This is a genomic window from Bifidobacterium choerinum (genome assembly GCF_002761235.1).
Taxonomy (GTDB): Bacteria; Actinomycetota; Actinomycetes; order Actinomycetales; family Bifidobacteriaceae; genus Bifidobacterium; species Bifidobacterium choerinum.
Window position 1 is genome coordinate 2,044,488 of the sequence record NZ_CP018044.1, and the last position, 25,817, is coordinate 2,070,304.

The window sequence follows — 25,817 nt, forward strand, 5'->3', positions numbered from 1 at the left end:
TGCGCCGCGGTCCGTGGTCAATCGGAACAAGGCGCCGAAAATTGGTTAAGCCCTTGAACGTATGCACGCTCAAGGGCTTATGGTGCGCGAGACAGGATTCGAACCTGCGACCTGCTGATCCGTAGTCAGCTGCTCTAATCCGCTGGGCTACTCGCGCAGCACCGCTGCATCCAAAGTGACCGACGTTCACACGCCTCCACTGCAACGGCCAAGTGCGCGAGACAGGATTCGAACCTGCGACCTGCTGATCCGTAGTCAGCTGCTCTAATCCGCTGGGCTACTCGCGCATATTGCTTGTTTCCGGCAACTCGAAAAATATACAACGCTTTCACAATCACATCAAATCGTCGGCGTGTCGCGTTTGGCTCCAGCGCTTGCGCCGCCTTCGCCCCGCTCCCCTCATGCGGCGGGGCGCTCGAGCCGCAGCGCCGGCCGACGATCGTCGGCGACGATCCGGGGCCCGCGCACGCCGTTGACGGCGTCGGCGTCGACGATGACCTCGGTCACGGCGTCGTCGCCGGGCACGTCGTACATCGCGTCCTCGAGCGTGCGTTCGATGATCGAGCGCAGTCCGCGCGCGCCGGTGCCGCGTTCGAGCGCGACCTGCGCGATGCGGTCGATCGCGTCGTCGGTGAAGGTGAGCGTCACGCCGTCGACGGCGAACAGCTTGCGGTACTGGCGCGTCAGCGCGTTCGCCGGCTTCGTCAGGATCGCCTTCAGGTCGTCGGCGCCGAGCTCGTCGAGCGCCGTGACGACCGGCAGCCGCCCGATGAACTCGGGCAGCAGCCCGAAGTCCTCGAGGTCGTCGGCGCACACCTGCGCGAGCAGTTCGGCGCGCTCGGGGCGCCCCGTCCGCCATGACGCGCCGAATCCGCTCGTGCGCCGTCCGAGCCGGTCGGCGACGATCTCGTCGAGCCCGACGAAGGCGCCGCCGCAGATGAACAGGATGTCGTGCGTGTCGATCTGCACCGATTCGGCCTCGCGGTGCTTGCGCGTGCCCTCGACTGGCACGTTCGCGACGGTGCCCTCGATGATCTTGAGCAGCGCCTGCTGCACGCCTTCGCCGGACACGTCGCGCGTCACCGACGTGTTCTCGCCGCTCTTGCGCGCGATCTTGTCGATCTCGTCGATGTAGATGATGCCGTGGCTCGCGCGTCCGACGTCGCCGTCGGCGGCCTGGATGAGCCGCTGGAGCACCGTCTCGACGTCGTCGCCGACATAGCCGGCCTCGGTGAGCGTCGTCGCGTCGACGATGACGAAGGGCACCTGCATCGCCTTCGCGAGCGTCTGCGCGAGGTAGGTCTTGCCGACGCCGGTCGGCCCCAGCATCAGGATGTTCGATTTTGCGACGTCGACGTCGTCGTCCGGGTCGGCGATGCGCCGCGTGGCCGGCGTCAGCCTCGTGTCGCCGCCGTCCACGCGTCGTGCGCGACGCGCCTTCTCGATCTCGATGCGTTTGAAATGGTTGTAGACGGCGACGCTCAATGTGCGCTTGGCTGCCTCCTGCCCGATGACGTATTCGTCGAGCACGGCGTTGATCTGCGCCGGCTTCGGCAGCTTCATGACCTGGAGCTTCGTGTCCTTGGCCTGTTCGTCGGCGATGATCTCGACGCACAGCGCGACGCATTCGTCGCAGATCGCCACGCCGGCGCCGGCGACGAGGCGGTTCACCTCGCGTTCGCTCTTGCCGCAGAACGCGCAGCGCTGCATGCCGTCGTTGTAGCTGATCACTCGTCCCATCGTCGCCGTCCCTCGCCGTGTCGCGGATCTACGCCGTTGCCGTCTCGCGGCGCCCGTGCGCCGCCCGCCGTCCATGATAGCCGCGAGGATGCACGTCGGGCCGCGGCCGGCCCATGGAAGCGGTGAGATATGGCATGGCGGCGCGGACCGCCCCGATGGGTGGTCCGCGCCGCCATGCCATATGCCGCTTTCGGCTATGCGCCGGGCGTCATCGCCGGCCCTCAGGCCGTCGTCGCGCCGCGAGGCGCGAGCACCTCGTCGACGATGCCGTACTCCTTGGCCTCCTCGGCCGTCAGGAACGTGTCGACCTCGATGTCCTTGCGGATGCGTTCGATCGGCTGGCCGGTGTGCTTCGCGAACGTGTCCTCGAGCCACTGGCGCATGCGCAGCATCTCCTTGGCCTGGATCTCGATCTCGGTCGCCTTGCCGAAGCCCTGGTCGATCGCCGGCTGGTGGATGAGCACGCGCGCGTTCGGCAGGATCAGGCGCTTGCCCTTCGTGCCGGCCGCGAGCAGGATCGCCGCGGCCGAGGCCGCCTGGCCGAGGCACACGGTCTGCACGTCCGGCTGGATGTAGTTCATCGTGTCGTAGATCGCCGTCATCGCGGTCATCGAACCGCCCGGCGAGTTGATGTACATCATCACGTCGCGGTTCGGGTCCATGCTTTCGAGCACGAGCAGCTGCGCCATGATGTCGTCGGCCGTCGTGTCGTCCACCTGGACGCCCATGAAGATGATGCGGTCGTCGAAGAGCCTCGTGTACGGGTTCTGCCGCTTGTAGCCGTACGGCGTCTTCTCCTCGAACTCCGGCACGATGTAGCGCGCGCTCGGCGACTGGAAGCCGGCCACGCCACGCGGTCCGGCGAGTCGTTCGGCGCGTGCGACGAATTTCGCTTCCTCGGATGCCATGCTCACTCCTTGTCCGTGTTCATCGTGTCGTGCGTCGAGACGAGCTTGTCGACGAAGCCGTACTCGAGCGCCTCCTGCGCGGTGAACCAGTGGTCGTATTCGTTGTCGCGGTAGATCTCCTCGACGGTGTGGCCCGTCTGCTGCGCCGTGAGCTCCGCGAGCGTCTTCTTCATGTTCATGATGAGCTCGGCGCTGATGCGCACGTCGGTAGTCGTGCCTCCGATGCCGCCCGAGGGCTGGTGCATGAGCACGCGGGCGTGCGAGGTGAGGAAACGCTTGCCCTTCGTGCCCGAGCTCAGCAGGAACTGGCCCATCGACGCGCACATGCCGATGCCGACTGTCGCGACGTCCGGCTCGATGAGCTGCATCGTGTCGTAGATCGCCATGCCGGCCGTGATCGAGCCGCCCGGCGAGTTGATGTAGAGCCAGATGTCGCTCTTGGGGTCCTCGGCGGCGAGCATGAGCATCTGCGCGCAGATGCGGTTCGCCATATCGTCCTTGACCTCCTCGCCCATCCAGATGATGCGGTCCTTGAGGAGTCGGTTGAAGATCGGATCGGCGGGGCCCGCCGGCATCGCGCCGTCGTCCATCGTCGGCGTAAGTAGCTTACTCACGTTGTCTCCTTCATTGGTGTGTCCTGAACAGTCACATTACTTGGTTCAAACGACGGCGGCCCGTTTCTATTCCCGCGCCGCGCCGACCCCGCGCCTGTCGTGCATCCGCGCGACGAACAGCCCGGCGCCGACCGAGACGGCGCATGCGCAGGCGACCGGCACATACAGGTTCGACGGCGCCTCGGTGAGCTCCATGACGAGCGTCATCGCCATCAGCGGCGCGTTCTGCGAGGCGGCGAGCAGCGCGCACGCGCCGAGCAGCGCGTAGACGCCGATCGAGTTCGTGCTGAACATGAGCAGCCAGACCACGCCGAGCATGCTGCCGAGCGACGAGCCGAGCGCGATGCCCGGCGTGAGCACGCCGCCCGAGGCGCCGGCGCGGATCGTCATCAGCGTGACGACGGCCTTCGCGGCGAAGGAGACGAGCAGCAGCGGGATGAACGCGAGCTCGGGACGGCCGGAGAAGCCCATCTGCGCCGTCGCGCGGCCGTTGCCCATGACCTGCGGGATCCAGACGGCGACGAGCGCGGTGAGCGCGCCAGCGAGCGGCAGCTGCCACAGGATCGCCGCGCCGGAGGCCTTGTGCGACTCCGCCCACTGCGCGCCGCGGCGGAACCACGCCCCGCACACGCCGGCGAGCAGACCGACGACGACGGCGAACGCGAACAGGTCGGGCGTGAAGTGCGCGTCGACCGGGCCGATGACGTAGAAGGCATGCGTCCCCTTGATGAGCGTGGCGACCCATGCGGCGAGGCTCGAGCACAGCATCGACAGCGCGACGGTGGACGCCGTCACGTCCTTGAGCAGGATCTCGATCGAGAAGAACGCGCCGGCGAGCGGCGCGTTGTAGACGCCGGCGAGGCCCGCGCCCGCCGAGATCGCGACGACCTGCATCAGGTCGCGCCGGTGCAGTCCGGTCCAGCGGCACAGACGCTGCGCGAGCATCGAGCCGAGTTCGCGCGGCGCGACCTCGCGGCCGACCGACAGTCCGCAGCCGACGATGCCGATCTGCAGCAGCACATGGCATACCGTCTGCCATGCCGGCATCAGGCTGCCGCGCACGGCCTGACGCACCGACGGCACGGCGGCCGTGCGCGTGCGCAGCAGCCACCAGCACACGGCGGCGACCGTCGCGCCGCCGACCAGCGAGACGGCGCGCCTGAGCGGATGGGTCAGGAAGGGTCCGGGCATCGACGGCGACTCGACGAAGCCGAGCATCAGATGCTCTATCGCGTACAGCAGCAGCGTGAGCAGTCCCGAGCAGACGCCGACGACGACGCCGAGCAGCACGACGGTGACGACGAGCGCCGTCAGGCGCGAGCCGAGCGGAGGACGCCCCGGGTCGAGGTCGTCGTCGCGCAGCTCGGAGACCACGGCCTCGTCGTTGTCGAAATGCCCTGTGGTGATGTGCATGCCCATGCCCTCCATGATGCCAGCCGCGGCGACGCGGTTACGCCGAAGGCCCAAAGGGGATGCCCCGCATCCGCGCGCTGCGGATGCGGGGCATCTCTCGATCGAATCGGTGGTACCGGTCGTCTGACGGATCAGGCTTCGGTCTCGTCGCCGGCGTTGAGCGAATCGGCGACGGCGGCCGCGGCGGCCGCGGCGGCGACAGACTCGTCCTCGTCGACCTCGGCGGCGATGTCATCGGAGCCGAGGAACGCGCTCAGGTCGAGCGGTTCGCCGTCGACGGTGAAGGTGACGGCGCGCATGCCGGCGAGCAGGCCCTTGGAGCGGGCGACCTCCTCGACGGCGGAGCCGATCTGGCCGTTGCGCATGATGGCCTGGATGAACTGGTTCGGGTCCATGCCGTACTGCTGGGCGATCGAGGCGAGGAAGTTGAAGACGTCGGACTGGGAGACCTGGACGTCGAGCTTCTCGGCGAGCGCGTCGAGGACCATCTGGTCCTTGAGCAGCTTGTCGACCTCCTCCTCGGCCTGCTTCTTCTGCTCGGCGGTCGCCTTGTCCTTGTCGGCGCCCATGCTCTGCAGCTGCTGCTCGACCATGTGCTCCTTGACGCCCTTCGGCGCCGGGATGTCGAGGTCCTTCTCGATCGTCTCGATGAACGCGTCGCGCGCCTTCGTGGCCTGGCGACCCTCGGCGTCGGCCTCGACGTTCTTGCGGATCTCGTCCTTGAGCTCGTCGAGCGTGTCGAACTCGGAGGCCTCCTGGGCGAAGTCGTCGTCGAGCTCCGGGAGCTCCTCGGTCTTGACGGAGTTGACCTTGACCTTGACCTGGGCGGTCTCGCCCTCGCGCTCGCCGCCTTCGAGCTTCGACTCGAAGGTCGTCTCCTCGCCGGCCGACAGGCCATCGAGCGCCTCGTCGAGGCCCTCGAGCATCGTGCCGGAGCCGATCTCGTAGCTGACGCCCTCCTGAGAGTCGACGGTCTCGCCGTCGATCGTCGCGGTGAGGTCGATGTTCGCGTAGTCGCCCTTCTGGGCCGGGCGGTCAACGCCGACGAGCGTCGCGAAGCGCTGGCGCAGCATATCGAGGCGCTCGTTGACGTCGTCGTCCGAGACCTCGTCCTTCTCGACGGCGATCGTCATGCCGTCGAGCTCGGGCAGCTCGAAGTCGGGACGGCGCTCGACGGTCGCGGTGAACTTGAGCTTCGTGTCGTCGTCCGCGCTCTCCGGCAGGTCGACGACTTCGATCTCCGGCTGCGCCATCGGACGGATGTCCTTCTCCTGCAGCGCCTGCGAATAGAAGTCCGGCAGCGCCTTGTTCACGGCCTCGCCGGCGACGGCGCCGAAGCCGACGCGCTTGTCGACGAGCTTGCCGGGCACGTGGCCCTTGCGGAAGCCGGGGACGGTGATCTGCTCGGCGATCTCCTTGCGGGCCCCGTCGAGGTACGGTTCGAATTCGTCCTTGTCGACGGTGATGGTGAGCTTGGCCTTGGTGGGCTCGAGGTTCCTGACGCTGATTTTCACGCTTAGCTCCTGAAAAGATATGGTCGTATGGTCTGCCCGAAGGCAACTTTTACATGATAACGCGAGTCAGCGACGCGTTCAACAGCCCGATCTGCCATTCGCGGGCGCCCTCGTCGCGCAGGAAAGCGGCCACATCGCGCCGCTTCGGATCGTCGGTCCAGCACAGGTTGCGCAGGATCTGCGGCTTGAGCAGCATGTCCGGGGGGATGCGCACGTCCTCGGCGATCTGGTTGACGGCGGCGCGGCATGCCTGCAGCCGCCTGTAGCGCTCCGGATGGTGCTGGCGCCACACGCGCATCGACTTCGGCGCGTTGCCGCCCTCGCCGCCGCCGTGCTGGCGCACGACCTGCGGCAGCTGCGCGTCGGGCAGGTCGAGCGCCTGCTGGATCGTCTCCTTCCACACGCGCGGCTTGATCTGGCGCTGGATCGGCGCATAGCGTTCGAACATCTTGCCCTGCTCGGTGCCCAGCTGGATGCGCACGCGTTCGTTGAGCGAACGGATCGCGCGGAACTGCGCGGCGTTGTGCGGCTTGCGCTTGGCCGCTTCGATGATCGCCGCGTCGGACAGCAGCAGCGTCGGCGCGATGTCATGGTGCCTCGCGAGCTCGTCACGCCGCTGCCACAGCGCCTTCGCAACGGCGAGCGCGCGGGCGTCGCCGCCGAGGTCGGTGATATGCGAGACGCGCATCCACGGCGTCGGATGCGGCCGGCGCGGCGCGAGGCCGGTCATCAGCGCATGGGAGAACTCCTCCTGCGCCCACTCGAGCTTGCCCTGACGTTTGAGGTCGCGCGTCATCGCCTCGTCGAGCTCGATGAGCAGCTCGACGTCGAGCGCCGCGTAGTCGCGCAGGTCACGCGACAGCGGCCTGTACGACCAGTCGGCGGCCGAATGCTCCTTGGCGAGCGCGATGCCGAGGTAGTGCTCGGTGACGTGGGCGAGCCCGTAGCGGTGCAGGCCGAGCATGCGCGCGGCGATCTCGGTGTCGAACAGGCGCTCGGGGCGCAGCCCCAGGTCCGCGAACCCGGGCAGGTCCTGCCTCGAGTCGTGCAGGATCCAGACGGCGTCGCCGACGGCCTCGTTGAACAGGTCCCAGTCCGCCCCCTGTTCGCCGAGCGCGATCGGGTCGAGCAGGATGATGCCGGCGCCCTCGCGCTTGAACTGGATGAGGCGGTCCTCATGGCCGTAGCGGTAGCCGGAGGCGCGTTCGGCGTCGGCGGCGAGCGGCCCCGAGGCCGCGGCGAGGCGCTCGCAGGCGCGTTCGTAGCCGGCGAGCGTGTCGGTGACCTCCGGCACGCCTCCACGTGGTTGTGTCAGCAGGACCGGCTCAGCGTCCACGGGTGCTCTCCTTCAGATCCTTGCGATGTCACATAACGCATGATGCAGCCAATCGAGGACAGCGACGGCGCGCACCGCGAGACGCGCGCTCAGTAGACGCGGAACCCGTAGGATTCGAACTGCTCGCGCACGCGGTCCTTGCAGACCTTCGACGGCCCCTTCTGGTCCTCGAGCGGGTACGGGATGCGCAGCTCGTGCCATTTGGGCCGTCCGAGCTGGTGGAACGGCAGCACGTCGATGTGCTCGACGGCGTCGCCGAAGGTCAGGCAGATCCTGGCGACCTTGTCGACGTTCTCCTCGTCGTCGGTCAGCCCCGGCACGAGCACGAAGCGTATCCAGATCTTCTTGCCGCGCGCCGCGAGGCGCTGGCCGAAGTCGATCGTCGGCTGCAGGATGCCTCCGGTGACGCGCTCGTAGGTGTCCGGGTCGCCGGACTTGACGTCGAGCAGGCACAGGTCGATGTCGTCGATCATCTCGTCGGTGTAGTTGCGGTTGAGGAACCCGGAGGTGTCGAGGCAGGTGTGCACGCCCATGGCCTTGGCCTCATGGAACACGCGCGAGACGAAGGCCGGCTGCATCATCGACTCGCCGCCGGAGAAGGTGATGCCTCCGCCGGTCGCCTTGAACAGGTCGGCGTAGCGTTCGACCTTCTTCACCATCGCCTCGAGGTAGACGGGCTTGCCGTCGCGCATCTTCCAGGTGTCCGGGTTCTGGCAGTACTGGCAGCGCAGCGGGCAGCCGCTCATGAACACCGTCATGCGTGTGCCGGGGCCGTCGACCGACGTGTTGATGTCCCATGAATGCACGAAGCCGATGTCGCCGGTCCTGAGCGCGCGGATGCGGTCGCGCCGGTCGAGGCCGATCGGCGATTCGAAGCCGGACAGGCCGCCCATGAGCGTCTGGCTCGCGTAGGTCTTCGATTCCTTGAGCATGTGCTGCGTCGTCGAGCGGAACGCCGTGCGTTCGTCCATCGGATCCTCCTCCGTTCATGTCATGTCGTGTCTGCCCCGTGCGCCGTCGCCGGCAAGCCGGGCGGATACGATGAAGGGCAGGGTGCATGACCCCGCCCTTCATCTCAGGTGTTCCCCCGCCCTATCGGGGGGGAACACCGGTGTGCGTCCGTGGACGCTCAGTCCTCCACGGCTCCCTGATGGAAGGTGCGGGAGATGACGTCGAGCTGCTGCTCCTTCGTCAGCTTGACGAAGTTGACGGCGTAGCCGGAGACGCGCACGGTCAGGTGCGGGTACTTCTCCGGATGCTCGACGGCGTCCTCGAGCTGCTCCTTGCGCAGCACGTTGATGTTCGCGTGGTACAGGCCGTGGCCGTTGCCGGCGTCGAGGATGCCGACGAGGTTGGCGATGCGCTCGTCCTCGTCGCGGCCCAGGCCGTCGGGCGTGATCGTGTTCGTCAGCGAGATGCCGTCGAGCGCATCGTTGTAGTCGATCTTGCCGACCGAGAACATCGACGGCAGCATGCCGTGCGAGTCCATGCCGTTCTCCGGGTTCGCACCCGGCGCGTACGGCGTGCCCTTGACGTGGCCGGACGGGAACGAGCCGGTGTTCTTGCCGTATTCGACGTTCGACGTGATCGTCAGGATCGACTGCGTCGGAACGGCGCCGCGGTACACCGGCAGGCGCTTGACCTGGCCCATGACCGTCGAGACGACCCACTTGGCGAGGTCGTCGGCGCGGTCGTCGTCGTTGCCGTAGATCGGGAACTCGCCCTCGGTGCGGTAGCCGACGACGAGGTCGTCGTCGGCGCCCTCGACGTACTCGAACTCGTGGCCCGGCATGTCCTTGGCGTCCTTGTTGTAGATCGGGTAGACCTTGGCGTACTTGCACGCGGACAACGAGTCGGCCGCGATCGACAGGCCGGACATGCCGCAGCCAAGCGTGCGGTAGACCTCGCGGTCGTGCAGCGCCATCTCGATCGATTCGTAGGCGTACTTATCGTGCATGTAGTGGATGATGTTGAGCGCCTCGACGTAGGTCTCCGACAGCCATTCGAGTGCCTTCTCGTAGTTCGCCTTGACCTTCTCGAAGTCGAGCGAGCCGTCGGCCTCCGGGCGGATCGGGTCGATGACGCCCTTGTCGATCACCTGCGCGCCGGTCATCTCGTCGCGGCCGCCGTTGATCGCGTACAGCAGCGCCTTCGCCGAGTTGACTCGCGCGGCGAAGAACTGCATCTGCTTGCCGACGCGCATCGGCGAGACGCAGCATGCGATCGCGGCGTCGTCGCCCCAGTGCGAACGGATCTCCTTGTCGGACTCGTACTGGATCGCCGAGGTGTCGATCGAGATCCTCGCGCAGAAGTCCTTGTAGCCCTCCGGCAGCTTCGGATCCCAGAAGATCGTGATGTTCGGCTCAGGGCCGGGTCCGAGGTGCTCGAGCGTGAGCGTGTTGAGCAGGCGGAACGAGGTCTTCGTGACCATCGTGCGGCCGTCGTCGCCGAAGCCGCCGTCCGACCAGGTCGCCCAGTACGGGTCGCCGGAGAAGATCGCGTCGTAGTCCTTCGTACGCAGGAAGCGCACGATGCGCAGCTTCATGACGAGGTTGTCGATGATCTCCTGCGCGTCGGTCTCGGTGATCGTGCCGTTCCTGAGGTCGCGCTCGAAGTAGCAGTCGAAGAACGTGGAGACGCGGCCGAAGCTCATCGCGGCGCCGTCCTGGCTCTTGACCGAGGCGAGGTAGCCCATGTAGGTCCACTGGACGGCCTCCTTCGCGTTCATCGCCGGACGCGCGAGGTCGAGGCCGTACTCCTTGCCCAGGTTGATGAGCTTCTTGAGCGCCTTGATCTGCTCGTCGTGCTCCTCGCGGTAGCGAATCCAGTGCTCGATCTCGGTCTCGGAGAAGTCGTTGCGGTACGGGATCGCGTCCTTGTCGCGCTGCTTGAACTTGATCAGCGTGTCGACGCCGTACAGCGCGACGCGGCGGTAGTCGCCGATGATGCGGCCGCGGCCGTACGCGTCAGGCAGGCCAGTGAGGATCTTGTTGTGGCGCGCGACCTTGATGTTCTTCGTGTAGACGCCGAAGACGCCGTCGTTGTGGGTCTTGCGGTACTTCGTGAAGATCTTCTTGATCTCCGGATCCGGCTCCTTGCCGGCCTCCTTGATCGCCTGCTCGACCATGCGCCAGCCGCCGTTCGGCATCATCGCGCGCTTGCACGGGACGTCGGTCTGCAGGCCGACGATGACGTCGTCGACTTCCGGGGAATCGATGTAGCCGGCCGGGAACGCGTCGATGTCGGCCGGGGTGTGCGTGTCGACGTCATAGACGCGCTGCTTGCGCTCGACGGACAGGTAGTTGTCGTCGAGGTACTGCCACAGGTGCTTCGTCTTGTCGGTGGCGTCCGCGAGGAAGGACTCGTCGCCCTCGTACGGCGTGTAGTTCTTCTGGATGAAGTCACGGACGTCGATGTCCTTTTCCCAGTTTCCGGGGACGAAGCCCTTCCAGGCCTGCTCCTTGATTTCCTCCGGGGAGACCGCGGTTGTCTCGACTGCTGCCATATTCACTCCTTTTGGGGTCTGTTGCGACGCCTCTTTGTGCCGTTGCGTGTCCCATGATAGCCGTTCATCATCGGCGAACGGCCGCGCGGATGCGTGACCTTGGTCACATTCGCCCGTTTTCCCTGTGATACGCGTCACTTCCGAATGATGTGAACGTGCACATCCCGTCGACGACGAAGGCCGCGCCGATCGGGACATCGATCGGCGCGGCCTTCGTCGTCATGCCAGCGGCCCGACGGGCCGCTCACTCACTTCGTGTCGTTCCAGCTGTTCCAGGCATGGTCCTCGTCGTCCCAGCGCTTGTTGCGTTCGGCGGCGGTCTTCAGCGCGTCCATCGCCGCCTGCTTCGTCGGATACGGTCCGATGCGGTACTCCATCGGGGACTTCGGACCGAGTTCGACCTGCCCGGTCGCCGTGTTGTAGTACCACTGCTGCGCTTCGCTCATGCTTTCGCTCCTTCGTGCTGTTCCTGCAAACGCCCGTTTCGGGCACCACTGTACGCCTGTGGGCCGCGCCGGCCCGGGTCCGCTATTCGCGGAACCGGTCGGTGACCGGCAGGCGCCGGTCGCGCCCGAACGCGAGCGCGCTCACCTTCGGGCCCAGCGGGTACTGGCGACGCTTCCATTCGGCGCGGTCGACGAGGCGCATGACCGTGTCGACGGTCCTCTCGTCGAAGCCGTCGGCGAGCAGGTCGGCGCGGCCATGCGCATGCTCGATGTAGGCCTCGAGCACACGGTCGAGCAACGCGTACTCCGGCAGCGAGTCCGAATCCTTCTGCCCGGGGCGCAGTTCGGCGCTCGGCGCCTTCTCGATCGAGCTCACCGGGATGATGACGCCGCCGGCCGGCATGACGCCGCCGTCGAATCCCTCGTTGCCGACGACGCGCAGGCCGCCGACGCCGACGCCTTCGGCGGCCGCGCGGTTGCGCCAGCGCGCGAGCGCCCACACCTTCGTCTTGAAGACGTCCTTGATCGGCGCGTAGCCGCCGACGGCGTCGCCGTAGATCGTCGAATAGCCGCAGGCGAGCTCGGACTTGTTGCCGGTGGCGAGCGCGAGCGCGCCCTTCGAGTTCGAGTAGGCCATGACGATGACGCCGCGGATGCGCGCCTGCAGGTTCTCGGCGGCGACGCCTTCGAGCCGCAGCTGCCGCTGGAAGGCGTCGAAGAGCGGTTCGATCGGCTGCACGTCGTAGTGGGCGCCGAGGTTCGCGGCAAGGTCGGCGGCGTCGTCTTTCGAACCGTCCGACGAGTACATGCTCGGCATCGAGATGCCGTACACCGCGTCGCCGCCGGCGGCGTCGGCGGCCATCGCGGCGACGAGCGCCGAGTCGACGCCTCCGGACAGGCCGAGCGTGACCGACGTGAAGCCGTTCTTGGCCATGTAGTCCTTGAGGCCGAGCACGCAGGCCGTGTAGACCTCCTCGTCCGCGTCGAGCGGCTCGGCGATCGCGCCCGGCCGCTGGTGGTCGGCGTCCGTGTCGAGGTCGAAGTACGAGAGGTCCTCGACGAACATCGGCGAACGCTCGAGCAATGTGCCGTCGGCGTCGACGACGAAGCTGCCGCCGTCGAAGACGAGGTCGTCCTGGCCGCCGACCTGGTTGACGTAGATCATCGGCGCGTCGACCTCGCGCGCGCGACGCGCGCCCAGGTCGAGCCGCGTGTGCGTCTTGCCCTCCTCGTACGGCGAGCCGTTGACGGTCAGCAGCAGGTCGATGCCCATGTGAGCGAGTTCGGCGACGGGGCCGCCGTCCTGCCAGATGTCCTCGCAGATAGCGACGCCGACGCGCGCGCCGTCGATGTCGAGCACGACGGTGCGCTCGCCGGACGAGAAGATGCGGAACTCGTCGAAGACGCCGTAGTTGGGCAGGAAGTGCTTGTCGTAGCCGGCCCAGACGTGTCCGCCGTGCAGCACGACGAGGCGGTTGCGCGGCTTGCCGTTGGCGTGGTCGGTGCCGATCGTGCCGACGACGACGTACAGGCCGCCCATGCCTTCGTCGCCGAGTGCGGCGGCGAGCCGGTCAGCCGTGTCCCATGCGGCCGACCGGAAGGTCGCGCGCAGCGCGAGGTCCTCGATCGGATAGCCGGTGAGCGTCATCTCCGGGAAGACGACGACGTCGGCGCCGCCCTGCATGGCGCGGCGCGTGAAATCGAGGACCTTGCGGGCGTTGCCGTCAAGGTCGCCGACGCAGGTGTCGATCTGCGCGAGTGCGAAACGTAGTGTGCTCATGGGCACCAAGTGTAGCGCCGCGCGCCTCCCTATTCGTTCGCGAGCGTGTGCAATGTCTCGAGCGCGGCGTTCGCGTAGAACTCGGCGCCGGTCTTCACGGCCTCGTCGAAGCCGACGAAGCGCGGGCTGTGCCAGTCGGCGCATCCGGGCGTGCCGTTCGAGCCGACGAAGGCGAAGACGAGGCGCGTCACCTCGCCGTATTCGGCGAAGTCCTCCCCCGCCATCGACGGCATGATCGGCGCGGCCTCGGCGTACTGCGGGATCGCGGCGGCGACCGGCGCGATCAGGTCGGGGTCGCATACGAGCGGCGCCTGGAAGTCGTCCCATTCGATGTCGGCGCGGATGCCGTGGGCGGCGGCCGTCGCCTCGACGATCTGGCGGAAGCGGCGGGCGGCGAGGTCGCCGTCCTCGCGGTGGAAGTAGCGCGCCGTGCCCTGGAATCCGGCCTCGGCCGGGATGACGTTCCACACGTCGCCGCCGTGCACTTCGGTCACCGACAGCACGAGCGGATGGAACGGCGAGACGTTGCGGCTGACGATCGTCTGCAACGCAAGGATCATCGAGCTCATCGCCTCGAAGGGTCCGGTGCCCTTGTGCGGGTAGCCGCCGTGCGTGCCGTCGGCGTGCAGCGTCACATGGAAGCGCACGCAGCCGGCCATCATCGGCTGCGGTCCGGCGGCGAGGACGCCGGGCGCGTAGTTCGGGTTGTTGTGCGTGCCGATGATCGCGTCGAGGCCGTCGGCGAGCCCGGCGTCGATGACGGCGCGCGCGCCACGGCCGAGCTCCTCGGCCGGCTGGAAGATGACGCGCAGCGTGCCGCGGATGAGGTCGCGGTGCGCGTTGAGCCAGAACACGGCGCCGAGCAGACTCGTCATGTGCAGGTCGTGGCCGCAGGCGTGCATGACGCCGTCGTCGGCCGACGCGAAGTCGAGTCCGGAGTCCTCATGCACCGGCAGGCCGTCGATATCGGCGCGCAGGCCCACGACCGGACCCGGATGCGTGCCCTCGATGTGCGCGAAGACGCCGGTCGGCATCGGGTCGTCGAGCGGCTCGACGCCGTGCGAGGCGAGCACGTCCCTCAGATACGCGCTCGTCTCATGTTCCTCGAAGGAACGCTCCGGATGACGGTGCAGATGGTGGCGGATCGCCCGCAGTTCGTCGCTCAGTTCGATCGTCACGGCCATGTTGGCTCCTCTCTCCTGCTTGGTTCGTTGCCGGCGCCGTCTCAGCGGCGCAGCAGACGCTTGGCGATCGCGTTCGCGATGGCCTGCACGACCTGCACAAGCACGATCATGATGATGACGGCCGTCCAGGTGACGGTCTGGTCGAATTTCTGGTAGCCGTACGCGATCGCGAAGTTGCCCAGGCCGCCGCCGCCGATGTAGCCGGCCATCGCGGACATGTCGAGCACGCCGATGAACAGGAACGCGTAGGCGAGGATCAGCGGCGCGAGCGCCTCGGGGATGAGCACGGTGCGGATGATTGTGAACTTCGAGGCGCCCATCGCGCGCGCCGCCTCGATGACGCCGTGGTCGACCGGCACGAGGTTCTGCTCGACGAGACGCGACGTCGCGAAGGTGCACATGATGCACATCGGGAAGATCGCCGCCGTCGTGCCGATCGACGTGCCGACGACCCTGACGGTCAGCGGCTGCATCGCGGCGAGGAAGATGATGAACGGGATCGGGCGCACGATGTTGACGAGGATGTCGAGCACGCGATAGACGACGCGGTTCTCGAAGAGGTTGCCCGGGCGCGTGCCGTAGAGGATGACGCCGAGCACGAGGCCGAGCACGCCGCCGATGACGATTGTGACGAGCACCATCTGCAGCGTCTGGACGACCGACTGCGCGAGCAGCGGCTTGAGGACGCTCCAGTCGCTGCGGCTCGCGAGCGTCGCGGCGGGGGCGAATGCGGATGCGGATGCGAGGGTGTACATCAGTCACGTTCCTTTCGTGCGGCCTTGCGTTCCCGCGGGGTCGTGGGCGTCATGTCGACGACGTCGTCGTTCTGTTCGATCATTTCGAGATCGTCGTCGAGCGTGGGCGTCGACGTGGCTGTCGCCTCGTCGGGGCCGAGCGCGATGCGGGCGCGTTCGACGGCCGTGTCGTAGTCGACCGGATGTGCCTTCGTGCCGAAGTCGACGATGTCGCTGTGGCGGCGCAGGTCGTCGAGGAAGGCGTCGATCCGCGCCTCGTCGCCGGTGAACTCGTAGGTCATCGCGCCGATCGCGATGTCCTGCACGGTGTCGATGCCGCCGTACAGCAGGCCGCTGCTGATGCCGTGGCGGGCGATGAGTTCGGAGATGTCCTGTCCGGAGGCGGGCACGAGCACGTTGCCGTCGGCGTCGACGATGTCGCGCTGACGCACGACGACGGTGACGAGACGTCCCGGCCACTGCTCGCGCATGACGGCGATGCGCGCCGGGTCGGGCAGGCCGTCCATCGCCGTGGCGATGAAGCGCTTCGTGACCGGCTGCTTCGGCGCGGCGAAGACGTCGTAGACATCGCCCTGTTCGACGACGCGGCCGGCGCTCATGACAGCGACGCGGTTGGCGATCTGCTGCACGACGTTCATCTGATGCGTGATGAGCACGATCGTGATGCCGAGCTGACGGTTGACGCGTTCGAGCAGCTGGAGCACCTCGGTCGTCGTCTCCGGGTCGAGCGCGCTCGTCGCCTCGTCGGCAAGCAGGATCTTCGGGTTCGTCGCCAGGGCGCGCGCGATGCCGACGCGCTGCTTCTGGCCGCCCGACAGCTGCGACGGGTACTTGTTCGCATGTTCGGACAGGCCTACGAACTCGAGCAGCTCGCGGACGCGCTTGTCCTGATAGTCCTTGCGCCAATGGTCGAGCTTCAGCGGATAGGCGATGTTCTGCGCGACCGTCTTCTGCGAGAACAGATTGAACTGCTGGAAGATCATGCCGATCTTCTGGCGCACCGGCCGCAGCCTGCCCTCGCCCATATGCGACACGTCGTGGCCCATGACGGTGACGGTGCCGCTCGTCGGCTGCTCGAGCGCGTTGATCATGCGCACAAGCGTCGACTTGCCGGCGCCCGAATAGCCGATGATGCCGAAAATGTCGCCTTCGTCGATGCTCAGCGAGACGTCGTCGACGGCGCGCATCGTCTTCTTCGCGCCGCGCTGCCTGAACTCCTTGACCACATGGTCGAAGACGATGATGGGTTCCTTGCCTTGCGTCATTGTGTCGCCTTTGTCTCCTTGATTTGCCCCGCCTCTCCCCCGTCGCCCGCGCATCGCGCCGAATGCGAGAGAAAGCCGCCGGCCGCCATTGTAGCGGCACGGGCGGCTCATCGTGCGCGTTGCCCCGTGGCGGCGCGCCGTGTGCGGCGAAGGGCTCACTTGCCGCTCGCGCGGATGTCCGATTCGATGTCGGTCAGGTACTTCGCCAGTTCGGTCTGCGAGAACTTGTCTGCGAACACGGCGGTGCCTGCCGACTCCTCCTGCAGCGCGTCGAGCACCGGCTTCGTCTGGTAGATCTCGACGCACTTGCGGTACACGGCGTTGTCCACGTCGTCGGCTCGCACGGCGAAGATGTTGATGTAGGGGCGCGACTCCTCAGATTCTGCGTCGTCATGGTAGATCGCGTCGGTCGGGTCGAGGCCGGCGTCGGCGACGTAGTCGTTGTTGATGACGCCGGCGGACAGGTCGTCGCCGCCCGACTTGAGTGTGTTTGCGATCTGCTCGGCCTTCATCGGCACGACCTTGACCTTCGACTTCGCCTCGTCGATGTCCTGCGGAATTGTGAACGCCGTCCAGTCGCCCTTGAGCGTGACGACGCCGGCGGCCTTGAGCACGCCGATCGCGCGCGCCTGGTTCGTCTCGTCGTTCGGAATCGCGACCGTCGAGCCGGCCGGCAGATCCTTGATGTCGGTGTACTTCGGCTTGCCGTCCTTGTCGAAGGAGGAGTAGACGCCGAGCGGGTAGATCGCCACGCCGCCGAGCGGCTGCAGGTTCTTGTTGTTCTGCACGTTGTAGTTGGCCAGATACAGCAGATGCTGGAACTCGTTCATGTCGAGGTCGCCGGCGTCGAGCGCCGGGTTCTCGCTCGTATAGTCCTGGAAGTCCACGATGTCCACGTAGACGCCCTTCGCCTCGGCCTGCTTCTTGAATTCGATCCACTGCGGATCGGTCGCGCCGACGACGCCGATCTTCACCGGATTGTCCTTCGTGCCCTTCGTCTCGGCGCTCGCGGCCGCCTTCCCGCCGTTGTTCGCGCGGTGGAAGCCGAAGAAGGCGCCGGCCGCCACGAGCAGCACGACGACGACGGCGATGATGATGTTGCGCGCCGTGTGGTTGACGCGCACCGGCTCGTCGGTGTTCAGCTCGGGCGCCTTGCCCGGTTCGTTGGCGTTGTTCTGGCTCATCTCGTTTCCTCTCGTTCCTCTCTCGATGGTTCCTTGGTGTGCGTAGGTCCCGCGTGCGCCCGAACGTGCCCGTCGGCGCCGCGACGTGTTCAAGGATACGACCGCGCGGGACGCGACGGTGCCGTGTCGTTATCGTTTCCTCTTATAAGCGGCGTTCACGCATGGCAACGCCAACGATCGCGCATCCGGCGACGTTGCCGTCTGCGTCCACATGCGACGACGACGGCGACGACAATAACGGCAGCGGCGCACGATAGACTGACCTCCATGACGACGACCACAACCGACTCCGACCGATACGCGACCGACGCAGCCGCCCGCGAGGCGGGGCGCGACGTGCGCGCCGTGTTCTTCGACATCGACGGCACATTGACGAGCTTCACGACGCACGAGGTGCCGCCCTCGACGATCGACGCGCTCGACGCGTTGCGCGCGAAGGGCATCCGCATCTACATCTGCACCGGCCGCTCCCCCGAACAGATGAAAGTCGTGCTCGACGCGCTGCCGATCCGTTTCGACGGCATCGCCGCCGTCAACGGCCAAATCTGCTACAGGAGCGACGGCACGATCGTCGCGGACCGGCCGATCGACGAGGAGGACGTGCGCGTGATCGTCGGCTGGCTCGACCGTCATCCGGACGTCGTCGCCGTGTTCGGCGAACGCGACACCGCATATTTCAACCACGATTCCGCACGGATGCGCGCGATGTGGCAATCGCTGGGCAAGACGGCGCCGAAGCTGCGCTTCATCGACCCGCATACGCGCATCGGCGACCATCGCATCTACCAAATCAGCCCCTATGTGGGCCGCGACGACGAGCTTGCGATCGTCGGGGAATGCCGTAATGTGCGCGGCGTGCGCTGGCATCCCGATTTCGTCGACCTCATCCCGGCCTCGGGCGGCAAGGACCGTGGCATCGAAGCGCTGCTGTCCGACGCCGGACTGACGCGCGAACAGTCAATGGCCTTCGGCGACGGCGGCAACGACGTGGACATGCTGCGCTACGCGCATATCGGCGTCGCGATGGGCAACGGCACCGACGACGCGAAGGCGGCCGCCGACTACGTCACGCGAAGCGTTGACGACGACGGCGTCGTGCGCGCTCTGCGGCATTTCGGTGTGCTGTGACGACATCGGCATCATCGATTCAGCAACATCATCGATTCATTGACATCATCGATTCTGCGCGCGGCGCTCCGTTCGCCGTCGGGCGCAGCGTCGTGCGCGAGCGCGGCCGTATGCTACCGTGTCGAGGTATGACCACTATTATCATGCACACCTCCGAAGGTGATATCACGATCGACCTGTTCGACGACAAGACGCCCAAGACCGTCGAGAACTTCCTCGGTCTGGCCACCGGCCAGAAGGCTTGGCGCGACCCGTTCACCGGCGAGCAGTCCAACGAACACTTCTACGACGGCCTGACCTTCCACCGCGTCATCAAGGACTTCATGATCCAGGGCGGCTGCCCGCTCGGCACCGGCACCGGCGGCCCCGGCTACGACTTCGACGACGAGATCGTCCCGACGCTCAAGTTCGACCGCCCCTACCTGCTCGCGATGGCGAACGCCGGCCTCGCCCGCGGCGCCGACGGCAAGCTGCACGGCACGAACGGCTCGCAGTTCTTCATCACGACGGTGCCGACGCCGTGGCTCGACGGCCACCACACGATCTTTGGCGAGGTCGCCGACGAGGCGTCGAAGGCGATCGTCGACAGGATCGACTCCGTCGCGACCGATGCGCGCGATTGCCCGCTCGAGCCGGTCATGATCGAATCGATCGAAGTCAAGGACTGAGGCTTTTCGGCCGCTGAGGCCCCGCGACGACGAACGACGTCGCGACGGCGGCCGGTTTCGTGACGACATAAGCGGACGGGAGGGACACCCCTCCCGTCCGCTTATGTCGTTGCTGATGACGTGTCGATGCCGCCCGTGCGCTCAGTGCTGCGCGTCGAGGCCGTCGCGGATGCGGCGCATGCGCGGCTGCGCGGAGTCCTTCGCGCCGGTCAGTCGGTAGACGTCGAAGACGCCGTCGATCTTGCGCACCGCGGACAGCAACGTGTTCAGATGCTGCGGATCGGCCATCTCGAAGCTGAACTGGCTCGTGGCGACGCGGTCCGAGCCGGTCGCGATCGAACCGGACAGGATGTTGACGCCGTGGTCGGAGAGCACGCGCGTCACGTCCGAAAGCAGATGCGGACGGTCAAGCGCCTCGACCTGGATGCGCACCATGAACAGGCCCTTGTCGTTCGTCCACGACACTTCGACGACGCGTTCGGGTTCACGGTGTTTGAGGTTGATCATGTTGAGGCAGTCGACGCGGTGCACCGAGACGCCCTCGTTGCGCGTGATGAAGCCGATGATGCTGTCGCCGGGCACCGGCATGCAACATTTGGCGAGCTTGACCCAGATGTCGGTGACTCCCTTGACGGCGATGCCCGGGCCGGAGCCGGCGTGGCGGCGCTTGGGCACGCGCAGCGGCAGCACCTCCTCCTCCGCCTCCTCGGCGACCTCGTCGCTGCCGGCGTCCTTGACCAGATGGGAGATGACGTTCTGTGTCGAGACCTGCCCCTCGCCGATCGCCGCGTAGACCGCTTCGGCGTTCGGCAGGTTGAGGTCGTCGGCCGCACCGACCATCGCCTCGGGCGTCAGCAGCACGTTGACCGGCAGGTTGCGCTTGCGGATCGCACGCGTCAGCTCGTCGCGGCCCTCCTCGATCGCCTCGGTGCGCCGCTCCTTGCTGAACCATTGGCGGATCTTGTTGCGCGCCTTCGGGCTCTTGACGAAGCTCAGCCAGTCGCGCGACGGGCCGGCCGTGTCCGACTTGCTCGTGAGCACCTCGACGGTGTCGCCGTTCTCGAGCGTCGTGTCGAGCGGCACGAGACGCCCGTTGACGCGCGCGCCCATCGTGCGGTGCCCCACCTCGGTGTGCACGGCGTACGCGAAGTCGACCGGCGTCGCGTCGGCAGGCAGCGAGACGATCTTGCCCTTCGGCGTGAAGACATACACCTCGGCCGAGCCGAGGTCCTCCTTGAGCGAACCGAGGAACTCGTTCGAGTCCGGCGTCTCGCTCGTCCAGTCGGCGAGCTGCTGGATCCATTTGAGGTTGTCGGCCTCCTCCGGCTCCTGCCGGCCGCGCTCGCGGTCCGCCTTGTCCGGCGTGCTCAGCGCACGGCCGGCCTGGCCGTTCGCCTTGTACTTCCAGTGCGCGGCGATGCCGAACTCGGCGCGCCGGTGCATGTCCCAGGTGCGGATCTGGATCTCGACCGGCTTGCCGCCGGGACCGACGACCGTCGTGTGCAGGCTCTGGTACATGTTGAGCTTCGGCATCGCGATGTAGTCCTTGAAGCGGCCCGGCACCGGGCTCCAGCGTGCGTGCACGGCGCCGAGCACGGCATAGCAGTCCTGGATCGTGTCGACGATGATGCGCACGCCGACGAGGTCGTAGATGTCGGAGAAGTCATGGCCGCGCACGATCATCTTCTGGTAGATCGAGAAGTAGTCCTTCGGGCGTCCGGTGACCATCGCATGGATGCCCAGATCGCCCAGATCCTCGTTGATCTCGGCGATGATCTGCTTGAGGTAGACCTCGCGCTGTCCTGCGCGATGCGCGACGAGCATGATGATCTCGTTGTAGATCTTCGGGTAGAGGACCTTGAAGCTCAGCTCCTCGAGCTCCGTCTTGATCGCGTTCATGCCGAGACGGTTCGCCAACGGCGCGTAAACGTCGAGCGTCTCGCGCGCCTTGCGCTGGGCGCTCGACGGCTTGACGTAGCGCCAGGTGCGCGCATTGTGCACACGGTCGGCGAGCTTGACGACGAGTACACGCACGTCACGGCTCATCGCGACGACCATCTTGCGGATCGTCTCCGCCTGCGCGGAGTCGCCGTAGTCCATCTTCGTCAGTTTCGTGACGCCGTCGACGAGGCCGGCCACGGTGTCGCCGAACTCGGCGCGACACTCCTCGAGCGTGTAGTCGGTGTCCTCGACCGTGTCATGCAGCAGGCCGGCGGCCACGACGAGCGGCCCCATGCCGAGGTCGGCGAGGATCTGCGCGACGGCGAGCGGGTGGATGATGTACGGCTCGCCGGATTTGCGGCGCTGCGTCGAATGCTGGCGTACGGCGCGCTGGTAGGCGCGCGAGAGGATCTCCATGTCCTCGTCCGGATGGTGCTGCCTGCAGATCGCCAGGATCGGGGCGAGCGGATCCAACGGATTGGCGCTGATTTCGCAGCCGAGCATGTTGGCCGGCTGCATCTCCTCGTCCACGTTCACCATCGTCCACTCTCCTCTCGTATCGCCGCGCCGTCTTCCCACGGGCGTCATTTCATTCTACGCGCGGCGCGCCGGACGACGGCGCGTGTTCACATCCCCGTCGAACCGAAGCCGCGTTCCGCCCGGTCCGAACCGGGCAGCGCCGCGGCCGGCACGAAGGTCGCCTCGACGTAGCGTTGGATGACGAGCTGCGCGATGCGGTCCCCCGGCTCGAAGACGGCGGTCTCATGGGCATCGAGGTTGATCAGCGGCACCATGATCTCGCCACGGTATCCGGCGTCGATCGTGCCGGGCGCGTTGAGCACCGTCACGCCCCGTTTGACGGCCAGTCCCGAGCGCGGGTGCACGAGCGCCACGTATCCGGCCGGCAGCGCGATGCGCACGCCGGTGTGCACGAGCGCGCGCTCGAAGGGGCCGAGTTCCAGATGGTCGGTCGTGCTCAGGTCGGCGCCGGCATCACCGGCGTGCGCGTAGCGCAATTCGACAGGATGCCCCGGATCGACCGGGCAGACGAGCACTTCGGTGGATTCGGGCTCGTTGTAGGCGGGATCGAAGCTCATCAGGCCACACACTCCTTGCACACCGGCTGGCCGTCGGGCGTCGTGTACGCGAGCTGGCTGCGGTGCTTGACGAGGAAGCATTCGGAGCAGATGAACTCGTCGCCCTGCATCGGGATGACGGTCACCGACGCGTCCTCGTTGCTCAGGTCGGCGCCTGGCAGCTCGTAGTCCTCGGCGATCGCGTTCTCGTCGTCGTCCATGTCGGTCGCGGAGTTCTGCGAGCTCTTGCCGAGCGCCTGCAGCGACTCCTCGTCCTCGTCCTTGTTGCGCGGGGAATCATAATCCTGTGCCATAGCGATTCCTTTCATCGATTGATGGCGGCTTATCATTGCGACGCACCATACAATACATGGTTTTCCCCGCATAGGATACACGATGAGACCGTTACGCAAAATCCGACATGTGGGGCACAATGGAAAGCGTTCACATTCTGGATGAAAGAGGTGTTGGCTATGGCAGGTGACTCCTACCCGGTTGCACGATTCGATCACGTCACGAAGACCGGCCTGCTGGTGTTCGCCGTGGACGGCGCCTCCTTCGCCGTGGACGTCGACGAGACGCTCGAGCGCGCGCTTCTCGAGGCCAAGCAGCTCAAGGCGGAGCACCACGGCGAGGAGACGCCCGCGCAGCAGCGTACATTGCCGATCTCGCAGATCCAGACGCTCATCCGCGCCGGCATGGAACCCGATCAGGTCGCCGAACGCTATGGGCTGAGCCCGATCCTCGTACGCCGCTTCTCATCGGCCGTCGAATCGGAGAAAAGCTACGCGATCGAGCAGTTCCTGCGCGTCCCCGCACCCAAGGAGTCGCGGATGCGCGCACTCGGCGACGTCATCGAACGCACCTTCGCCGCGGCGCGGGTGCGGCGCGACGAGGTCGAGTGGAAGGCGACGCGGCGCGGTCTCGAGCCGTGGCGCATCACCGCCTCCTTCACGTCCGCCGGCCACCCGATCCATGCGGAATGGTCGTGGAACATGCATGACAATTCGGTCGTATGTATCAACAACGCCGCGCGCAAGCTCATCGGCGAGACGAACCCGACGACGGCCGCCGCGAACGGAGGCGACGACGTGCCCGACGACGCGATCCCCTCATCGATCTCACTGCCCGGCGATTCGGCACGTTCCGCCCGCATCGAGCAGACGGTCGCCGCCTGGGGCCAGCCGCACAACGCCCCGGCAGATACGCCGGCAGCGCAACGGCCGGCCCCCGCCATCGACGTTCCGCTGCCGCAGCAGCCACAGGAGCCGAAGGACGCCGCGCAGCAGGCTCCGTCATCGCCGGCGCAATCCGACGACGCATCCCCCGCCGCCGCAGGAGACGTCGCGCACGACGACGCCGCGCACGACGACGCCGCGCACGACGAGACGCATCATGACGGCCCCAAACCCGAGCGCCGCACCGACCGCCACCGTCCCCCGGTCCCCAGCTGGGACGAGATCATGTTCGGCAAGCCGAAGGCCTAGCCGAACCGAATGTCACTGCCGGCTCCCTTTTCGCAACCGCGTTCGATGCCGTCGGCGGTTTCGTTCCTGGCTCAGACCATGTCGATGATGCACGGGATGTCCATCTCGAGCATCGTCTGCGAACCGTGCACGCCCGGCATCGCCATCGCGAGTTCGGTCTGCGTGCGCGAATAGACGATCGTCACGTCGTCGGACGCCTCGACGACGAGGTCGCCGAGCACCTGCCTGGTCTCCTCGCTGACCGGCCCGTAGAATCCCGCGTCGATCGCCTCGTTCTTCGTGCGCACCCAGGCGAGTCCGTCGAGCCGCGCACGCCAGCGCGCGGCGAGCATGTCCACGTCGGCGCCGTCGGCCGCATACACCATGACCGAGCGCGGTTCGCCGCCGATCATCCTCACGCCGTCGAGCAGCTGCGGTTCGGCGGCGACGTCGATCTGACGCTCCAGGTCGATCGCGACCATGCCGTGGTCGGCGACGACGACGATCACGGTGCCATGCGGTGCGAGCCTGCGCAACGTCTCCAGCTGTCCATCGATCTTCTCGAGCGTCGTCGTCCACTGTTCGGAGCGCCACCCTTCGGCGTGGCCTGTCTTGTCGATGTCGCGCAGGTACAGATAGGTCAGTCCCGGCTCCTTCGCGCTGTCGGCGGCCGCGCGGACGCGGCCGAGCGGATTGTCCTTGCCGATGTAGTGCGCGCCGCGCAGCGCCGCGCGCGTCAGCGGCGACGCCATGAAGCGCGTCAGACCGACGCTCGTGACGCGCACATCTTGCACTGCGAGCTTCTCGAAGACGGTCTCGACGCGCTGCAGCTCCTCGGGATGCGGCGCGCCTCGGAACTGGATGAGCTGGCAGATCTCGTCGGTGAGCGGATTGCGCTGCGTGTATCCGGTCATCGACGTCAATCCCGGGCAGGTGCCGGTGCCGAAGGTCGCCATCGCCGCCGCCGTCGTGCTCGGCGAGCAGGTGGAGATCGGCCGGTCGTTCGCCGCGTCGTGCAGCAATGCGCGCAGATATGGCGCGTGCCCGAGGCTCATCTTGAGGTTCCAGAACCCCAGGCCGTCGACGAGCACGACGATTGCGCTGCGCGCCTCGGGGATGCCGAGCGCGGCGGCGAGCTCGGCGGGCTCTTTATGCACGGCCGTCGTCGTCGGCGCGCCGATCGCCGCGCTCAGCGCCGGCAGCACCGACGACAGGTGCAGCGCTCCCCCGCGCGGCGCCGTGTCCGCCGGCGTAAACGGCGCGGGCACGTCGCAGCCTCGCATCTGGTCGATCGTGTCGCCGTACTGCGCGGTGGGCACGAATTGCAATAGGGTCGCCATATCCGGAACGTCGATGCTCATGGCCTCCATTCAAGCGCGGTTGCCGGACGCCGGTGGCCGCGGAACGGGCCCGGAGCCACCAACGCGCCCATAGCAGACACATGCGACGACGATGGATGTACGATGTAAGAAACGTACGGGTTCACGTCATAATCGTCACGGGGAATCATGACGATACATGCGTGGGGGCCGACATTTCTGACACGTCATCGGGAGCTTATGACATCGGGGCATGTCGGACGCATCCGGCGTTGTATAACGATTTCCGCTTATCGGTGCTAGTGGAGAAGGCTGGTGGGCATGAGCAGGAAAGGGAAATCATGTACCGTATCGCGATTGTGGACGACGACGCCGGGCAATGCGCCGGCCTGCACGACATGCTCCGGGACCTCATCCCCACGGAGTTCGATTGCAGCATCGACATGTACGCCAGCCTGGGCGAACTCGACGGGCAACAGGTGGACATCGTCTTCGCCGACATCTGTCTGGCGGACGGCGGGAACGGCATCGAGGCGGTGCTGCAGATGTTCGCCGACCGTCCGTCCGTCCATCCA

General features: G+C 66.8%; 22 protein-coding genes and 2 tRNA genes. 3 read left to right on the plus strand and 21 right to left on the minus strand.

What is annotated here, in order from left to right; genetic code table 11:
• Window positions 1–80: 80 nt before the first annotated feature.
• From BcFMB_RS08485 to BcFMB_RS08560, 16 genes are all read right to left on the minus strand, one after another.
• Window positions 81–157, minus strand: a tRNA-Arg gene (locus BcFMB_RS08485).
• Window positions 158–213: 56 nt separating this feature from the next.
• A tRNA-Arg gene (locus BcFMB_RS08490) sits at window positions 214–287 on the minus strand.
• A gap of 112 nt (window positions 288–399) precedes the next feature.
• On the minus strand, window positions 400–1,740 hold the full coding sequence (gene clpX, locus BcFMB_RS08495) for an ATP-dependent Clp protease ATP-binding subunit ClpX (RefSeq protein ID WP_099721550.1): 1,341 nt from the start codon (window positions 1,738–1,740) through the stop codon (window positions 400–402).
• Between the two features lie 221 nt (window positions 1,741–1,961).
• Window positions 1,962–2,648, minus strand: coding sequence for an ATP-dependent Clp protease proteolytic subunit (locus BcFMB_RS08500; protein WP_024540495.1), 687 nt, complete (start codon window positions 2,646–2,648; stop codon window positions 1,962–1,964).
• Between the two features lie 2 nt (window positions 2,649–2,650).
• Entirely contained in the window at window positions 2,651–3,238 is a 588-nt protein-coding gene (locus BcFMB_RS08505) for an ATP-dependent Clp protease proteolytic subunit (RefSeq protein WP_029675334.1), read from the minus strand.
• A 90-nt stretch (window positions 3,239–3,328) separates the two neighbouring features.
• Window positions 3,329–4,675 carry a chloride channel protein gene (locus tag BcFMB_RS08510; protein WP_232513799.1) on the minus strand — a complete coding sequence of 449 codons (1,347 nt, stop codon included), beginning with the start codon at window positions 4,673–4,675 and terminating at the stop codon, window positions 3,329–3,331.
• 131 nt (window positions 4,676–4,806) lie between these two features.
• Window positions 4,807–6,189, minus strand: coding sequence for a trigger factor (gene tig / locus BcFMB_RS08515; RefSeq protein WP_024540498.1), 1,383 nt, complete (start codon window positions 6,187–6,189; stop codon window positions 4,807–4,809).
• A 49-nt stretch (window positions 6,190–6,238) separates the two neighbouring features.
• On the minus strand, window positions 6,239–7,525 hold the full coding sequence (locus BcFMB_RS08520; protein ID WP_024540499.1) for an HRDC domain-containing protein: 1,287 nt from the start codon (window positions 7,523–7,525) through the stop codon (window positions 6,239–6,241).
• An 89-nt stretch (window positions 7,526–7,614) separates the two neighbouring features.
• A complete protein-coding gene (pflA, locus tag BcFMB_RS08525) occupies window positions 7,615–8,496 on the minus strand; it encodes a pyruvate formate-lyase-activating protein (RefSeq protein ID WP_024540500.1) in 882 nt (293 codons plus the stop codon).
• 158 nt (window positions 8,497–8,654) lie between these two features.
• The gene (pflB, locus tag BcFMB_RS08530; RefSeq protein WP_024540501.1) at window positions 8,655–11,030 is read right to left on the minus strand and encodes a formate C-acetyltransferase; all 2,376 of its coding nucleotides are present in this window, start codon (window positions 11,028–11,030) and stop codon (window positions 8,655–8,657) included.
• A gap of 248 nt (window positions 11,031–11,278) precedes the next feature.
• Entirely contained in the window at window positions 11,279–11,476 is a 198-nt protein-coding gene (locus tag BcFMB_RS08535) for a hypothetical protein (RefSeq protein ID WP_024540502.1), read from the minus strand.
• An 82-nt stretch (window positions 11,477–11,558) separates the two neighbouring features.
• Complete coding sequence (locus BcFMB_RS08540) at window positions 11,559–13,256, minus strand: NAD+ synthase (RefSeq protein ID WP_024540503.1); 1,698 nt, start codon at window positions 13,254–13,256, stop codon at window positions 11,559–11,561.
• 29 nt (window positions 13,257–13,285) lie between these two features.
• Entirely contained in the window at window positions 13,286–14,440 is a 1,155-nt protein-coding gene (locus BcFMB_RS08545) for a M20 metallopeptidase family protein (protein ID WP_099721552.1), read from the minus strand.
• 41 nt (window positions 14,441–14,481) lie between these two features.
• Window positions 14,482–15,195, minus strand: coding sequence for a methionine ABC transporter permease (locus BcFMB_RS08550; RefSeq protein ID WP_099721554.1), 714 nt, complete (start codon window positions 15,193–15,195; stop codon window positions 14,482–14,484).
• Window positions 15,195–16,460 (minus strand): methionine ABC transporter ATP-binding protein, encoded by a 1,266-nt coding sequence (locus BcFMB_RS08555; protein ID WP_026645072.1) that lies wholly within the window; start codon window positions 16,458–16,460, stop codon window positions 15,195–15,197. Before BcFMB_RS08555 ends, BcFMB_RS08550 begins: the two co-directional genes overlap by 1 nt.
• Before the next feature lie 155 nt (window positions 16,461–16,615).
• Complete coding sequence (locus BcFMB_RS08560; protein WP_026645073.1) at window positions 16,616–17,644, minus strand: MetQ/NlpA family ABC transporter substrate-binding protein; 1,029 nt, start codon at window positions 17,642–17,644, stop codon at window positions 16,616–16,618.
• A 267-nt stretch (window positions 17,645–17,911) separates the two neighbouring features.
• Between BcFMB_RS08560 and BcFMB_RS08565 the strand changes: the two genes are divergently transcribed.
• Together BcFMB_RS08565 and BcFMB_RS08570 are read left to right on the plus strand one after the other, a co-directional pair.
• Window positions 17,912–18,772, plus strand: a complete 861-nt coding sequence (locus BcFMB_RS08565; protein WP_099721555.1) for a Cof-type HAD-IIB family hydrolase — start codon at window positions 17,912–17,914, stop codon at window positions 18,770–18,772.
• A 128-nt stretch (window positions 18,773–18,900) separates the two neighbouring features.
• Complete coding sequence (locus BcFMB_RS08570; RefSeq protein WP_026645075.1) at window positions 18,901–19,440, plus strand: peptidylprolyl isomerase; 540 nt, start codon at window positions 18,901–18,903, stop codon at window positions 19,438–19,440.
• A gap of 141 nt (window positions 19,441–19,581) precedes the next feature.
• Here the strand turns inward: BcFMB_RS08570 and BcFMB_RS08575 are convergent, their stop codons facing one another.
• The 3 genes from BcFMB_RS08575 to BcFMB_RS08585 form a co-directional block, all read right to left on the minus strand.
• Window positions 19,582–21,921 carry a RelA/SpoT family protein gene (locus BcFMB_RS08575; RefSeq protein WP_099721556.1) on the minus strand — a complete coding sequence of 780 codons (2,340 nt, stop codon included), beginning with the start codon at window positions 21,919–21,921 and terminating at the stop codon, window positions 19,582–19,584.
• An 86-nt stretch (window positions 21,922–22,007) separates the two neighbouring features.
• On the minus strand, window positions 22,008–22,478 hold the full coding sequence (dut, locus tag BcFMB_RS08580) for a dUTP diphosphatase (RefSeq protein WP_099721557.1): 471 nt from the start codon (window positions 22,476–22,478) through the stop codon (window positions 22,008–22,010).
• Window positions 22,478–22,771: a DUF4193 domain-containing protein gene (locus BcFMB_RS08585; protein ID WP_024540512.1), complete on the minus strand. Its 294-nt coding sequence runs from the start codon at window positions 22,769–22,771 to the stop codon at window positions 22,478–22,480. Before BcFMB_RS08585 ends, dut begins: the two co-directional genes overlap by 1 nt.
• A 159-nt stretch (window positions 22,772–22,930) precedes the next feature.
• Between BcFMB_RS08585 and sepH the strand changes: the two genes are divergently transcribed.
• A complete protein-coding gene (sepH, locus tag BcFMB_RS08590; RefSeq protein WP_099721558.1) occupies window positions 22,931–23,944 on the plus strand; it encodes a septation protein SepH in 1,014 nt (337 codons plus the stop codon).
• 71 nt (window positions 23,945–24,015) lie between these two features.
• Here sepH and BcFMB_RS08595 read toward each other — a convergent pair whose 3' ends face one another.
• Together BcFMB_RS08595 and BcFMB_RS09640 are read right to left on the minus strand one after the other, a co-directional pair.
• A complete protein-coding gene (locus tag BcFMB_RS08595; RefSeq protein ID WP_099721560.1) occupies window positions 24,016–25,284 on the minus strand; it encodes an alkaline phosphatase family protein in 1,269 nt (422 codons plus the stop codon).
• A 257-nt stretch (window positions 25,285–25,541) separates the two neighbouring features.
• The gene (locus tag BcFMB_RS09640; RefSeq protein WP_157775229.1) at window positions 25,542–25,814 is read right to left on the minus strand and encodes a hypothetical protein; all 273 of its coding nucleotides are present in this window, start codon (window positions 25,812–25,814) and stop codon (window positions 25,542–25,544) included.
• Window positions 25,815–25,817 lie beyond the last annotated feature (3 nt).

Bases quoted from the DNA above. Each gene is read 5' to 3' on its own strand.
- clpX (WP_099721550.1), bottom strand. From the start codon at position 1,740: ATGGGACGAGTGATCAGCTACAACGACGGCATGCAGCGCTGCGCGTTC.
- BcFMB_RS08500 (WP_024540495.1), bottom strand. From the start codon at position 2,648: ATGGCATCCGAGGAAGCGAAATTCGTCGCACGCGCCGAACGACTCGCC.
- BcFMB_RS08505 (WP_029675334.1), bottom strand. From the start codon at position 3,238: ATGGACGACGGCGCGATGCCGGCGGGCCCCGCCGATCCGATCTTCAAC.
- BcFMB_RS08510 (WP_232513799.1), bottom strand. From the start codon at position 4,675: ATGCACATCACCACAGGGCATTTCGACAACGACGAGGCCGTGGTCTCC.
- pflA (WP_024540500.1), bottom strand. From the start codon at position 8,496: ATGGACGAACGCACGGCGTTCCGCTCGACGACGCAGCACATGCTCAAG.
- pflB (WP_024540501.1), bottom strand. From the start codon at position 11,030: ATGGCAGCAGTCGAGACAACCGCGGTCTCCCCGGAGGAAATCAAGGAG.
- BcFMB_RS08535 (WP_024540502.1), bottom strand. From the start codon at position 11,476: ATGAGCGAAGCGCAGCAGTGGTACTACAACACGGCGACCGGGCAGGTC.
- BcFMB_RS08540 (WP_024540503.1), bottom strand. From the start codon at position 13,256: ATGAGCACACTACGTTTCGCACTCGCGCAGATCGACACCTGCGTCGGC.
- BcFMB_RS08545 (WP_099721552.1), bottom strand. From the start codon at position 14,440: ATGGCCGTGACGATCGAACTGAGCGACGAACTGCGGGCGATCCGCCAC.
- BcFMB_RS08550 (WP_099721554.1), bottom strand. From the start codon at position 15,195: ATGTACACCCTCGCATCCGCATCCGCATTCGCCCCCGCCGCGACGCTC.
- BcFMB_RS08555 (WP_026645072.1), bottom strand. From the start codon at position 16,460: ATGACGCAAGGCAAGGAACCCATCATCGTCTTCGACCATGTGGTCAAG.
- BcFMB_RS08560 (WP_026645073.1), bottom strand. From the start codon at position 17,644: ATGAGCCAGAACAACGCCAACGAACCGGGCAAGGCGCCCGAGCTGAAC.
- BcFMB_RS08565 (WP_099721555.1), top strand. From the start codon at position 17,912: ATGACGACGACCACAACCGACTCCGACCGATACGCGACCGACGCAGCC.
- BcFMB_RS08570 (WP_026645075.1), top strand. From the start codon at position 18,901: ATGACCACTATTATCATGCACACCTCCGAAGGTGATATCACGATCGAC.
- BcFMB_RS08575 (WP_099721556.1), bottom strand. From the start codon at position 21,921: ATGGTGAACGTGGACGAGGAGATGCAGCCGGCCAACATGCTCGGCTGC.
- dut (WP_099721557.1), bottom strand. From the start codon at position 22,478: ATGAGCTTCGATCCCGCCTACAACGAGCCCGAATCCACCGAAGTGCTC.
- BcFMB_RS08585 (WP_024540512.1), bottom strand. From the start codon at position 22,771: ATGGCACAGGATTATGATTCCCCGCGCAACAAGGACGAGGACGAGGAG.
- sepH (WP_099721558.1), top strand. From the start codon at position 22,931: ATGGCAGGTGACTCCTACCCGGTTGCACGATTCGATCACGTCACGAAG.
- BcFMB_RS08595 (WP_099721560.1), bottom strand. From the start codon at position 25,284: ATGAGCATCGACGTTCCGGATATGGCGACCCTATTGCAATTCGTGCCC.
- BcFMB_RS09640 (WP_157775229.1), bottom strand. From the start codon at position 25,814: ATGGACGGACGGACGGTCGGCGAACATCTGCAGCACCGCCTCGATGCC.